Origin of the sequence: Roseivivax marinus (assembly GCF_900109705.1) — a bacterium.
GTDB lineage: Bacteria > Pseudomonadota > Alphaproteobacteria > Rhodobacterales > Rhodobacteraceae > Roseivivax > Roseivivax marinus.
In genome coordinates this window covers 107,444-120,506 of sequence record NZ_FOAI01000009.1, presented here as the reverse complement: position 1 = coordinate 120,506, position 13,063 = coordinate 107,444, and the positions used below count along the sequence as shown (strand labels likewise).

The 13,063-nt window shown below is 67.8% G+C and carries 11 protein-coding genes; 7 read left to right on the top strand and 4 right to left on the bottom strand.

Going from position 1 to position 13,063, the window contains the following annotated elements; translation table 11 throughout:
• Nucleotides 1–141: 141 nt before the first annotated feature.
• The 4 genes from BMX29_RS12740 to BMX29_RS12725 form a co-directional block, all read right to left on the bottom strand.
• Nucleotides 142–2,838, bottom strand: coding sequence for an ATP-binding protein (locus BMX29_RS12740; protein WP_092813363.1), 2,697 nt, complete (start codon nucleotides 2,836–2,838; stop codon nucleotides 142–144).
• Nucleotides 2,835–3,158: a hypothetical protein gene (locus BMX29_RS12735; RefSeq protein ID WP_092813361.1), complete on the bottom strand. Its 324-nt coding sequence runs from the start codon at nucleotides 3,156–3,158 to the stop codon at nucleotides 2,835–2,837. Before BMX29_RS12735 ends, BMX29_RS12740 begins: the two co-directional genes overlap by 4 nt.
• Nucleotides 3,155–3,526 carry a response regulator transcription factor gene (locus tag BMX29_RS12730; RefSeq protein ID WP_043845869.1) on the bottom strand — a complete coding sequence of 124 codons (372 nt, stop codon included), beginning with the start codon at nucleotides 3,524–3,526 and terminating at the stop codon, nucleotides 3,155–3,157. Before BMX29_RS12730 ends, BMX29_RS12735 begins: the two co-directional genes overlap by 4 nt.
• A 113-nt stretch (nucleotides 3,527–3,639) precedes the next feature.
• Nucleotides 3,640–4,986 carry a helix-turn-helix transcriptional regulator gene (locus tag BMX29_RS12725; RefSeq protein ID WP_092813360.1) on the bottom strand — a complete coding sequence of 449 codons (1,347 nt, stop codon included), beginning with the start codon at nucleotides 4,984–4,986 and terminating at the stop codon, nucleotides 3,640–3,642.
• Between the two features lie 223 nt (nucleotides 4,987–5,209).
• Between BMX29_RS12725 and BMX29_RS12720 the strand changes: the two genes are divergently transcribed.
• The 7 genes from BMX29_RS12720 (at nucleotide 5,210) to BMX29_RS12690 (ending at nucleotide 13,026) form a co-directional block, all read left to right on the top strand.
• On the top strand, nucleotides 5,210–6,574 hold the full coding sequence (locus BMX29_RS12720; protein ID WP_043845865.1) for a substrate-binding protein: 1,365 nt from the start codon (nucleotides 5,210–5,212) through the stop codon (nucleotides 6,572–6,574).
• A 125-nt stretch (nucleotides 6,575–6,699) separates the two neighbouring features.
• Nucleotides 6,700–7,731: a branched-chain amino acid ABC transporter permease gene (locus tag BMX29_RS12715; protein WP_043845863.1), complete on the top strand. Its 1,032-nt coding sequence runs from the start codon at nucleotides 6,700–6,702 to the stop codon at nucleotides 7,729–7,731.
• A gap of 4 nt (nucleotides 7,732–7,735) precedes the next feature.
• Nucleotides 7,736–8,938 carry a branched-chain amino acid ABC transporter permease gene (locus BMX29_RS12710; protein WP_092813358.1) on the top strand — a complete coding sequence of 401 codons (1,203 nt, stop codon included), beginning with the start codon at nucleotides 7,736–7,738 and terminating at the stop codon, nucleotides 8,936–8,938.
• Nucleotides 8,939–8,949: 11 nt separating this feature from the next.
• Complete coding sequence (locus BMX29_RS12705) at nucleotides 8,950–9,705, top strand: ABC transporter ATP-binding protein (protein WP_092813356.1); 756 nt, start codon at nucleotides 8,950–8,952, stop codon at nucleotides 9,703–9,705.
• A gap of 12 nt (nucleotides 9,706–9,717) precedes the next feature.
• Nucleotides 9,718–10,473: an ABC transporter ATP-binding protein gene (locus tag BMX29_RS12700; protein WP_092813355.1), complete on the top strand. Its 756-nt coding sequence runs from the start codon at nucleotides 9,718–9,720 to the stop codon at nucleotides 10,471–10,473.
• A 109-nt stretch (nucleotides 10,474–10,582) separates the two neighbouring features.
• Entirely contained in the window at nucleotides 10,583–12,532 is a 1,950-nt protein-coding gene (acs, locus tag BMX29_RS12695) for an acetate--CoA ligase (RefSeq protein WP_043845857.1), read from the top strand.
• Nucleotides 12,533–12,699: 167 nt separating this feature from the next.
• Entirely contained in the window at nucleotides 12,700–13,026 is a 327-nt protein-coding gene (locus tag BMX29_RS12690) for a hypothetical protein (RefSeq protein WP_043845856.1), read from the top strand.
• Nucleotides 13,027–13,063 lie beyond the last annotated feature (37 nt).

Genomic DNA, 13,063 nt, shown 5'->3' with positions numbered 1-13,063 from the left:
GCTTGCCTTGCGGCTCAGAACCTTTTCAGCCGCGGTGTCCGCCATGCCTCGCCCGGAATCGTCGCTGTGCCCCCACGCCTCGGGGTTATCGGCGAATTAGGTTACCAAGGGCTTTCGGGTCGGGCAGAAATCCGCCCCGCTTCACTGCGCGGCGAGGCGCGCGGCGTGGGCCAGCTCGACCCGGAACGCCGCGCCGCGCCGCCCCGGCAGGTAGCCGATGGAGCCGCCCAGCCTGGTCATGATCTGGCGACAGATGGCCAGCCCCAACCCGGCCCCGCCGGCCTTGTGCTCGGCCACACGGCTGAACTTCTCGAAGATCGTGTCACGGGCCTCGGGCGCGATGCCGCTGCCGTTGTCGACGAAGTCCACCACCACCTGCGCCCCGTCCACCGACACCGAGATCTCCAGCCGCGGCTCTGCCGCGTCGCAGTACTTCGCGGCGTTGGAGATCAGGTTGATGAAGACCTGCGACAGCCGGTCTAGGTCGGTATCCACGACCACCTCCTCGCGGGTCGGGTCACGCACGATGTCAAGCCGGCCCGCGGTCCCCGCCCCCGCGGCGGCCACCGCCCGGTCCAGAACCTCGCCCACGCTGCCCGGTCGCCGGTTCAGGCTGACCTGCCCGTTCTCGAGCACGCTCAGATCCAGCAGGTCGTCGAGCAGCCGGGTCAGGCGCACGGCCTCGTCGTGGATGATCGAGGCGAAGCGGACCTGTTCCTCGGGCGCGAGGGTCCCCGCGTCGCGCATGATCTCCGAGAAGGCCCGGATCGAGGTCATCGGGGTACGCAGCTCGTGGCTGATCTGGCTGAGGAAGGCGTCCTTCTGCACGGAAAGCCGCGTCAGCTTGCGGTTGGCCTCGCGCAGCTGGCGGGCGGTGCGCGACAGCTCGGCCGACTGTGTCTCGAGCCGGGCGGAATATTCCATGAGCTGCGCGCTTTCGTCGGCCACGGCCATCAGGTCCTCGACCGAAACCGACATGCCGCCGACAATCTGGCCGACCATCGCGTGCGCGGTGGCCGCGCCGACCGAGCCCGCGAGTTCGCGCTCCAGCGCCTCGAGGAAGGTGGGGGTGGGCTCTGGCAGGTCGCCGCGCAGGCCCTGCCGGCGCGCCTCGCGCCGGAACAGCGCCTGCGATTCGGGCGCGCCAAGCAGGCGCTGCGCCATGATCATCAGGTCCTCGACCTGCGCCGCCCCGCCGGCCCAGCTGCGCGGTCCCGGCGCGTGCTGGAAGACGTTGACGAACTGCGCGCCCTGCAGCCGCTCGATCGGGCCGGGGAAGCTGGAGAGCGAGACCACGAGGAAGGCGGTGGCGTTCAGCGCCAGCGACCAGAACAGCGCGTGCAGAAGCGGATCCATACCCGCGATGCCGAAAAGCGCCTGCGGCCGGAGCCACGCGATCCCGCCCGGCCCGGCCGCCAGCACGGCGTCGGACAGCACCCCGCCGCCACCGATAGACGGCAGGAAGAGCGTGTAGAGCCAGACGGAAAAGCCGAGGCTCAGCCCCGCCACCGCGCCCGAGCGGGTCGCGCCGCGCCAGAAGATGCCGCCCAGAAGCGCCGGCAGCACCTGCGCCACACCCGCGAAGGACACGAGGCCGATGGCCGACAGCGCGCTGCCGCCGCCCGAGAGCGAGTAGTAGAGGTACCCCAGCATCACCACGCCCGCGATCGAGGCCCGCCGCGCGGTCAGCACGACGTGGCGCACGTCGCCCGACACGCTCGCCCCGCCGCCGGTGAGACGCAGCCAGATCGGCATGACGATATGGTTCGACACCATGGTCGACAGTGCGATGGCCGCGACGATCACCATCGACGTGGCCGAGGAAAAGCCGCCCAGGAAGGACAAAGCCGCGAGGCCGTTCTGCCCTTCCGACAGCGGCACCGTCAGAACGAAAAGGTCGGGGTTCGCGCCCTCTGGCAGGAGATCGAGGCCCACGACCGCGATCGGGACAACGAAGAGCGACATGAGCATGAGGTAGCCCGGGAACGCCCAGCTCGCCGTGCGCAGCTGGCTTTCGTCTCCGGCCTCGACCACCAGCACCTGGAAGATGCGCGGCAAGCAGAGGAACGCCGCCGCCGACAGGATCACGATGCCTGCCCAGCGCCCCCGATCCACCTGCCACTGCCCGAGGCCTGAGGCGTCGATGCGTGCCAGGGTCTCGCCCAGACCTCCCGAGATGCCCCAGACAACGAAGATGCCCACCGACAGGAGCGCCACCAGCTTCACCACCGCCTCCACGGCGATGGCCATGACGACGCCGTGGTGGCGTTCGTTGGCATCTAGATTGCGGGTCCCGAAGACGACGGTGAAGAGGCTGAGGCCCACGGCGACCCAGAACGCCGTGGTGTTGTCGGGGTTCACCGCGGGGTTCAGCTCGATGCCGCCATCGGCGCTGGCGAAGACCTCGAAGCTCAGCGTCACTGACTGGAGCTGCAGCGCGATATAGGGCGTGGTGCCCACGACCGCGAGGACGGTGACGCCGATGGCGATCAGGTTGGACTTGCCATAGCGGGCCGAGACGAGGTCGGCGATCGACGTCACGCGCTGCGCCCGGCCGATCCGCACCAGCTTGCGGACCACCCACCACCAGCCGATCATCACGATGCTCGGGCCGAGATAGATGGCGAGATATTCCAGCCCCGACCGCGCCGCCGAGCCGACCGCGCCGTAGAACGTCCAGGCTGTGCAGTAGATCGACAGCGACAGCGTGTAGACCACCGGGGAGCGCAACCAGCGCACATGACCGAGGCGGGCACGCCGCTCGGCCACGAAGGCGATCGCGAAGAGGAACAGCACGTAGACGAGGCAGACCGCGATCAGCGCGTTGAGGGTGGTCATGGCGCCCGCCGGGCCGCGCGATCGCGGTCCTCCTCGACCTCGCCTCGAGCCAGCAGCACCGAAAGCGCCGCGCCGGCGGCGACCAGGACGGCCCAGACGACGAACAGGTAGACCAGAGCCGAGGACACCTGCGGCGCCGCCGCGCCCAGTGGCCAGAGCAGCGGCACGGTCCACCCCAGGAGGCCCAGCACCGGCAGCAGCCGCGCGGCGTCGCGCACCCGGCGGCGGCGATAGCTGCGGCGCTCCAGGAAGATTGGCGGCGTCGCCGGATCACCGGGCGGCGTGCCCCGGCCCGGACCGGTGCCGTCCGGCCCGCTCATGGCGCGGCGACGAGCGCCCGCACCGCCTCGAGCATCTCGGAATTGGCGAAGGGCTTGGTCATGAAGCGGCTGACGCCCGACTGTTCTGCCAGCTCGCGGTCGCGGTTCTGGCCGCGCGCGGTGAGCATCATGACCGGCAGGTCGCGGAAGTCCGGCTCGGCGCGCAGCTCGGCGAGGATCTCGTAGCCCGAGCGGCCCGGCAGCATGACGTCGAGGATCACCGCGTCGGGGCGGACCGCGCGCACCTTGTCCACCGCGTCGAGCCCGTTGGAATGGCTCCGCACGCGCCAGCCCTCGCGCGACAACAGAAAGCTGATCGCCTCGATGATGTTGGGCTCATCCTCGATCAGCAGCAACTCCCGCCCCATCCGCGACTCTCCTCCCCTGGTCGCTTCGGTCCGCGGCGGGCGCCGCCGGCCGCGTGAATGGAAAAGTTATGGGCAATCGGGCACCGGCTGTCAAAAGCGTTGGCCGGGTGGGGTCAGTCCGCCGCACCCGCCGGGGCCTCCGGCGGCTGCGCTCCGGACGAGGCGGGCCCGAGAATCGAGGGTTCGCGCCGCGCCGGGCAAGTCTCGCGCGGGCAGATGCGGCAGCTCGTGCCCACGTCGAGCGCCGGCATGTCCGGCGCGGCGGCCTCCACCGGGACCAGCAACATGTGCGCCTCGAAAAGCGCGGGCCGCCCCGGCACGAGCGGCGCCGCCGGTTCCGCGACGGCATGGGCGCGGAACGTCCGCCGGGTCCGGCCCGCTGGCACGACTGTCTCGGAGACCGGTCGCATGGGCTGGCCCAGCGCCGCGTAGAGCGGCCAGAGCGGGCACCCCGCGTCGAAAAGCGGCAGCGGGAAATCCGGCAGCGGCTTGCGATAGACCAGCGCCCCGGCGCGGTCGCAGATCGCGAGGCCGGCGGGTGCAGGCAGTATCCCCTCGGGCAACGTGGCCAGCCGCCGCATCACCCGTGCGGGCGAGGCATCGAGCGCGGCGGCCAGCGCGAACGGGTCCGGCGCTCCCTCTCCCAGTGCCGCCTCGATCCGGTCGAGCGGCAACGCCGCCGCGTCGCGGGCGTGGCGGCCAAAGATCGCTTCCAGCACGGTGCGCGCGGGCGCCGACAAATCCGCGCCGACCTCGGCCGCCAGCGAGGCCGGCTCCACCCCCGGCTGCTCGAGCGCGGCGAAGGCGTGCCCGGCCTCCGCCAGCACCGCGTCCACCTGCTCCTGCGGGGCGGCGGCGGCATCCCCGGTCTCTGCCGCCGTGTCGAGGAATCGCACCAGCGCCTGGCTGGATTCCGCAAGCCGCGCACTGTCCTCGTGGACGTTGCGGTGAAAGCGGCGCTGCCAGTCGGCGGGGATGTCGCCCGGCTCGGCGAGGATCGCGGCGGTGGAGCGTATCGCTGTCACTGTCGACAGCATCTCGTGCAAGGCCGCCGCAAGGTGAGGATCGTGGGTCAACCGGTCGGACAGGGTCTCGACCGTCCGTTCTAGCGTGACCGTGCGCCTGTAGGCATCCGCGAGAACGCCGGCCCATCCGGGAAAGCGCCCGGCGAACTCGTCGATGCGGTCAAGCTCGGGACCGAGCGCGCTGCGTGCCGCGGCGGCTTCGCGCAGCGCGGCGATGAGCGTGGCCTCGGCGCCCTCGGTCAGGACGGTAGGTTCGACGTCCAGGATCCGCGCAAGATCGACCAGCAGTTTCCCGCCGATTCTGCGACGGTTGTGCTCGATGAGGTTGAGATACGAGGCCGAGATATTCGCCTCACGGGCGAGCTCGGCCTGCTTCATGCCCGCCATGATCCGCCGCTCGCGGATGCGACTGCCGGTCAGCGTGTCCCGTGGCATGGGCTTTCTCCCGTCAAATCAGGCGCTTTCCGCGGCGCAGAATAATTTGTTTACCAAAACCGATGCACCTCTGTGCATTCATTTACAAAAAAATCATTCGCCGCAAGCACGTTGTTGCGTGATTTTCCAGCCACTCGCCATAGTGGCTTTGCACGTTCTGCGTGCCGCGGCCACGCGGAGGGAGGAGTTCCGCCGGTCGCCAGACATCCTGAGGGAGGATACCATGACCAAGACCAACGTGACGCGCCGCGGCGTGCTCCGGACCGGTGCGGTTGCCGGCGCGGGCCTGGCGCTGCCGACCTATCTGCGCGCCGCACAGCACGAAGGCTTCACCAACGCACCCACCGGGGACACGGTGACGCTCGGCTTCAACGTGCCGCAGACCGGCCCCTATGCCGACGAGGGCGCGGACGAGCTGCGCGCGTTCGAGCTGGCGGTCGAGCACCTGAACGGTGGCGGCGACGGCGGCATGCTGCAGACCTTCTCCGAGAAGAACCTCGACGGCACCGGCATCCTCGGCAAGAAGGTCGAGTACGTCACCGGCGACACCCAGACCAAGTCCGACGCCGCCCGCGCCTCGGCCCGCTCGATGATCGAGAAGGACGGCGCGGTGATGATCTCGGGCGGATCGTCGTCGGGCGTCGCGGTGGCCGTGCAGGGCCTCTGCCAGGAGGCGGGCGTCATTTTCATGGCCGGCCTGACGCACTCGAACGACACCACCGGCAAGGACAAGAAGGCCAACGGTTTCCGTCACTTCTTCAACGCCTACATGTCCGCCGCGGCGCTCGCGCCGGTGCTCGAAAGCCTCTACGGCGCGGACCGCAAGGCCTATCACCTGACCGCCGACTACACCTGGGGCTGGACCCAGCAGGAGTCGATCCAGGCCGCGACCGAGGCGCTCGGCTGGGAGACTGTCGAGAACGTGCTCACTCCGCTCGCGGCGACCGACTTCTCGTCCTACATCGCGCCGGTCCTGCAGTCGGGTGCGGACGTCCTCGTCCTGAACCACTACGGCGGCAACATGGTCAACTCGCTGACCAACGCCGTGCAGTTCGGTCTGCGCGAGGCCCAGGCCAACGGCAAGGACTTCCAGATCGTCGTGCCGCTCTACTCCGAGCTGATGGCACGGGGCGCGGGCGAAAACATCGCCGGCATCCCCGGCTCCCAGAACTGGGACTGGAAACTCGAGAACCAGCTGGGCGAGCGCTACACCGGCACCAACGCCTTCGTGCAGTCCTTCGGCGAGAAGTACGGCTTCCCGCCGAGCCAGGCGGCGCACACCTGCTACGCGCAGACGCTGCTCTATGCCGATGCGGTGACCCGCGCGGGCTCGTTCAACCCCTGCGCCGTCGCCGAGGCGCTGCAGGACTTCGAGTTCGACGGGCTGGGCAACGGCCCGACCACCTATCGCGGCGCCGATCACCAGTGCTTCAAGGACGTGGTCGTGGTGCGCGGCAAGGAGAACCCGGAGAACGAGTTCGACCTCGTGGAGATCGTCGAGGTCACGCCGGCCGACGCGGTTACCTACGAGCCCGATCACCCGATGTTCTCGGGCGGCTCGCTGGGCTCGTGCAACCCGGGCGCCTGATCGCCTGACCACCGAGACGGGACCGGCCCGCACCCACTGAGGCCTGTTCCTACAACGGTCCGGCGCGCGACTTCTCCCGCGCGTCGGGCCTACCCCTTCCCTGCATCAACGGATCGGGCCGGATCATGGACGCCATCATTCTTCAAACCCTGAACGGGCTCGACAAGGGATCGGCCTACGCGCTGATCGCCCTCGGCCTGACGCTGATCTTCGGCACCCTGGGCGTCGTGAACTTCGCGCACGGCGCGCTGTTCATGATCGGCGCCTTCTGCGCGGTGACGCTGCAGCGGCTGCTGTCGGCGAGCTACACCACCCTAGACGAGACCCGCACCGACTTCCTCGGCAATCCCGCCAAGATCGAGACCCCCTACGTGGAGGCATGGTTCGGCCCCGATGTGGGCGCCGGGATCATCGAATGGTCGGTCCCGCTGGCGATCCTGTTCTCGATCCCGGTGATGATGCTGATCGGCTTCGCGATGGAGCGCGGGCTCATCAAGCACTTCTACAAGCGCCCGCACGCGGACCAGATCCTCGTGACCTTCGGCCTCGCCATCGTGCTGCAGGAGATCATCAAGTATTTCTACGGCGCCAACCCGATCCCGACACCTGCGCCCGACGCGCTGACCGGATCGTTCGACTTCGGCGCGCTGCTCGGCATGGACCCCAACGTCATCATCTATCCCTACTGGCGCCTGGTCTACTTCGCCTTCGCGGCCCTCGTGATCGGTGCGGTCTTCGCCTTCCTGCAGTTCACCACCTTCGGCATGGTCGTCCGCGCAGGCATGGCCGACCGCGAGACCGTGGGCCTTCTGGGCATCAACATCGACAAGCGCTTCACCATCATGTTCGGCCTCGCCGCCTGCGTCGCGGGGCTGGCCGGGGTGATGTACGCCCCGATCAACTCGCCCAACTACCACATGGGCATGGACTTCCTCGTTCTGTCCTTTGTCGTGGTCGTCGTGGGCGGCATGGGATCGCTGCCGGGCGCGGTGCTCGCGGGCTTCCTGCTGGGCATACTCGAGAGCTTCGCGTCGATGACGCAGGTCATCAACCTGATCCCCGGCATCAACCAGATCATCATCTACGTCGTCGCCATCATCGTGCTGCTGACCCGTCCGCGCGGGCTCATGGGCCGCAAGGGCGTGATGGAGGAATAAGCCAATGCTCGGACTCGGACGCAAAGACTTCGGCCTTCTGGTCATCGTGGCGCTGCTGACGCTGCTCGCCCCGTTCATCCTCAACCCGTTCCCGTCGGATTCCAGCCTCGCGCAGTTCAACGCGGGCTACCCCGACCTGATGCAGCGGTTCGTGATCTTCGGGATCTTCGCCATCGGCTTCAACATCCTGTTCGGCCTGACCGGCTACCTCTCGTTCGGCCACGCCGCGTTCCTCGGCGTCGGCTCCTACGCGGCGGTGTGGATGTTCAAGCTGCTGACCATGAACGTGATCCCGGCGATCATCCTGTCGGTGCTCATCGCCGGGGTGTTCTCGTTGCTGATCGGGTACATCTCGCTTCGGCGCTCGGGCATCTACTTCTCGATCCTGACGCTCGCCTTCGCGCAGATGTCCTTCGCGCTGGCCTACTCGGTGCTGACGCCGATCACCAACGGCGAGACCGGGCTTCAGATCGCGCTCGACGATCCGCGCATTCTCGGCGTGTCGCAGACCGCCGACGGCTCGATCCCGGTCACACACCTCTTCGGCCTCGAGATGCGCGCGACCGAGGTGGTCAACATGGGGCCGTGGCAGTTCCAGTTCTCGGCCGGGTACTACCTGTGCGCGCTGCTCATGCTGATCGCCTTCTACCTGGCGATCCGCATCTTCCGCTCGCCCTTCGGGATGATGCTGCGCGCGGTGAAGTCGAACCAGCAGCGGCTCTACTACACCGGCCTGAACGCACGGCCCTACACCCTGGCGGCCTTCGTGATCTCGGGGATGTACGCGGGCCTCGCCGGTGGCCTCCTCGCGGCGATGGACCCGCTCGCGGGGGCCGAGCGGATGCAATGGACCGCCTCGGGCGAGGTCGTCCTGATGACCATCCTCGGCGGCGCCGGCACCTTGATCGGCCCGGTCCTCGGGGCAGGCTTCATCAAGTATTTCGAGAACATTTTCTCGAAAATCAACGACAACGTCCTGCACGGCTGGTTCGCCTTCCTGCCCGACGGGATCGAGGATGCGCTGGTCGCGGTCGTCCACCCGTTCATCGGCAAGGGCTGGCACCTGACGCTGGGCCTGCTGTTCGTGGCCGTGGTGATCTTCCTGCCCGGCGGCCTCGTCGAGGGCGGCCAGCGCATCGCGCGCCTCTTCCGCCGCAAGCCCGCGCCCGACACCGAGCGCGCGCATCAACACACCCCCGCCGAGTGAGGACGCAAGCCATGGGCATTCTCGAAGTCAAGGACGTGAACAAGCGCTTCGGCGGTCTGCAGGCGCTCGGCGACGTGAACCTCTCCGTCAGGGAGAACACCGTCCACGCGATCATCGGGCCGAACGGGGCGGGCAAGTCGACGCTGCTGAACTGCCTCGTAGGCAAGCTCATCCCCGACACCGGCTCGGTCATGTTCGACGGCCAGTCGGTGCTGGGCCGCAAGCCCTACGAGATCAACCAGATGGGCATCTCCCGCGTGTTCCAGACTCCCGAGATCTTCGCCGATCTCTCGGTGTTCGAGAACATGATGATCCCGCTCTTCGCCAAGCGCGACGGGTCGTTCCGGCTTCACGCCTTCGAGGGCGTCGGCTCGGAGCGGGGCCTGACGCAGGAGGCCGAGGCGATGCTCGACGAAGTCAACATGCTCGAGAAGCGCGACTTCCACGCCGGCGCCCTGTCGCGCGGGGACAAGCGGCGGCTCGAGATGGCGATGTGCCTTATCCAGCGCCCACGCCTGTTGCTGCTGGACGAGCCGACCGCCGGCATGGCGCGCGCGGACACCAACAACACCATCGACCTGCTCAAGACGATCAAGGCCAAGCGCGACATCACCATGTGCATCATCGAGCATGACATGCACGTGGTGTTCTCGCTCGCGGACCGGATCACGGTGCTCGCGCAGGGCACCCCGCTGGTCGAGGACACGCCCGAGAACATCAAGGGCCACCCGAAGGTGAAAGAAGCCTATCTCGGCGAAGCGGCGTAAGGAGACCAAGACATGAACGTCCGTCCCGACTTTTCCAAAAACGCCAACCAGGCCGAGACCGCGCCCGCGTTCCTTTCGGTGTGGGACATGCACGCCTATTACGGCGAGAGCTACATCGTGCAGGGCATCAGCTTCAACGTGCACGAGGGCGAGATCCTCGCGCTGCTCGGGCGCAACGGCGCCGGCAAGACGACGACGCTGCGCTCGATCGCGAGGCTCGACAACCCGCAGGTCCAGAAGGGCGAGATCTGGCTCGACCACCAGCCGCTGCACCGCATGAAGAGCTACGAGGCGGCGCAGGCGGGGCTGGGCCTCGTGCCCGAGGACCGGCGCATCATTCCCGGCCTGACGGTCGAGGAAAATCTTCAGCTCGCCCAGATCCAGCCGCCCATCGGCTGGTCGATCGAGCGGTTGTACGACCTCTTTCCCCGCCTCGGCGAACGCCGCAGGCAGGAAGGCGTGACGCTCTCGGGCGGGGAACAGCAGATGCTGGCCATCGCACGGGCATTGGCCCGCGATATCAAGGTCTTGCTGCTCGACGAGCCTTACGAGGGACTGGCCCCGGTGATCGTCGACGAGATCGAGAAAACCCTGCGCCACATCAAGGAACAGGGCATGACCACGATCCTCGTCGAGCAGAACGCCGTACGTGCGCTGCAACTCGCCGACCGCGCGATCATTCTGGACACCGGGTCCGTGGTCTACGACGGTAGCGCCGAGGAGGTTCTCCAGAACGCGGAGCTGCGCGCCGAATACCTCGCCATCTGACCGAGCGACGGTCGGGTGGCGCGACGCGCGGGCCGATCGTTGTCTGACCCCGAACAGAGGAACGCGGCGCGAGAAAGCAGCGTTTCGATACAATCAGGAGGAGGCACACATGAAGGATACCGTATTCCCCCCGAGCGACGCGCTGGCGTCCAAGGCGCATGTCGATGCCGACCGCTACGCCGAGATGTACCAGAGGTCGGTCGACGACCCCGAGGGCTTCTGGCGCGACGAGGCCGGCCGTATCGACTGGAAAAAGGCGCCCACCAAGATCAAGGACGTGAACTTTCAGCACGGCTCGGTGTCGATCAAGTGGTTCGAGGATGGCACGCTCAACGTGGCCGAAAACTGCGTCGACCGTCACCTCGAGACCCGCGGCGACCAGACCGCGATCATCTGGGAGCCGGACGAGCCGGGCGACGAGGCCAAGCACATCTCGTACCGCGAACTTCACGAGAACGTCTGCCGCATGGCCAACGTCCTGCGCGATCAGGGTGTCGGCAAAGGCGACCGGGTGGTGCTCTACCTGCCGATGATCCCCGAAGCGGCCTACGCGATGCTGGCCTGCGCGCGGATCGGCGCGATCCACTCCGTGGTGTTCGCGGGCTTCTCGCCCGACGCGCTCGGCCAGCGGATCAACGGCTGCTCGGCCAAGGTCGTCATCACCGCCGACGAGGCCCCGCGCGGCGGCCGCAAGACGGCACTGAAGTCGAACACCGACAAGGCGTTGCTGCACTGCGATGACCGCGTGAAGTGTCTGGTGGTCAAGCGCACCGGTGGTCAGACCACCTGGTACGAGGATCGCGACGTCGACCTGACGGCGGCGATGGCCGAGGCCGACACCGACTGCCCTGCCGCCGAAGTGAATGCCGAGGACCCGCTGTTCATTCTCTACACCTCGGGCTCCACGGGCCAGCCCAAGGGTGTGGTGCACACCTCGGGCGGCTACCTCGTCTACGCGGCGATCACGCATCAGATCACGTTCGACTACCATGACGGCGAGGTCTACTGGTGCACCGCGGACGTGGGCTGGGTCACCGGACACAGCTACATCGTCTACGGGCCGCTCGCGAACGGCGCGACGACCCTGATGTTCGAGGGCGTGCCGACCTATCCCGACGCCGGCCGCTTCTGGCAGGTCTGCGAAAAGCACAAGGTCGCGCAGTTCTACACCGCGCCGACCGCGATCCGCGCGCTCATGGGCCAGGGCGAGGACCCCGTGAAGGGATCCGACCTGTCCAGCCTCCGCATCCTCGGAACGGTGGGCGAACCCATCAACCCCGAGGCCTGGGCCTGGTACAACGAGGTCGTGGGCGACGGACGCTGCCCGATCGTCGATACCTACTGGCAGACCGAAACGGGCGGCCACCTTTTGACCCCCCTGCCCGGCGCCCACGCGACCAAGCCCGGCGCGGCGATGAAGCCGTTCTTCGGCGTCCAGCCGGTGGTGCTTGAGGCCGAAAGCGGCAAGGAGATCGAGGAAACCGAGACCTCCGGCGTCCTCGCGTTCAAGGACAGCTGGCCCGGCCAGATGCGGACCGTCTGGGGCGACCACGAACGGTTCGAGAACACATACTTCCAGCAGTACAAGGGCTACTACTTCTCGGGTGACGGCTGCCGGCGCGACGCGGACGGCGACTACTGGATCACCGGCCGCGTGGACGACGTCATCAACGTATCGGGCCACCGCATGGGCACCGCAGAGGTCGAATCGGCCCTTGTCGCGCACGAGAAGGTCGCCGAGGCCGCGGTGGTCGGCTATCCCCACGACGTGAAGGGTCAGGGCATCTACTGCTACGTGACCCTGATGAACGGGGTCGAGCCATCGGACGACCTGAAGAAGGAACTCCAGACCTGGGTGCGGCAGGAGATCGGCCCGATCGCCAAGCCAGACCTGATCCAGTGGGCGCCGGGCCTTCCCAAGACCCGCTCGGGCAAGATCATGCGCCGCATCCTGCGCAAGATCGCCGAGGACGATTACGGCTCGCTCGGCGACACATCGACGCTCGCAGATCCGCAGGTCGTCGATGACCTGATCGAGAATCGCCAGAACCGCGGCTGAGCGGGACAGCACGACACAGAGAAGGGGGCGGGCCGAAAGGTCCGCCCCTCCTCGTTCGGGATCAATGGCTTAACCATGTTGTTGGAAAAGCGGAAAATTTCCTTGGGCGTCGTGGTATTCTCGTTCCGTTAAGTCTTGATACCCTGCGTGTCGAAGGAGCCCGCGAGATGCAGATATCCCTGCCCACGTCCCCCGCGGCGCCGCTCGTCTCGGGCCACCCGTTCGGACTGCCGGCTGCCCCAGCCCGCAGCCCCGACCCCAAGCGGGTCGAAGCCACCGACGCCGCAAGTTCCGGTAACCTGGGCGAGCGTCGGACGCCCGCTCCCTCTGCCGAGGAGGAACTGGCGAAGGTGCTCGAGAACCCCGGCGACCACATCGCCCCCCCGTCGATCATGCAGCTGCGCATCGCCGCCCTGCTGGATGGCGGCACCGGGCCCGCGGATACCCCGCCCGACGCGGCAGCCGCAAATTACGCCTCCGGGCTGGACCGGTAGTCCGGCCGCCCCACATGTGATTGCGAGGCCGGACCGC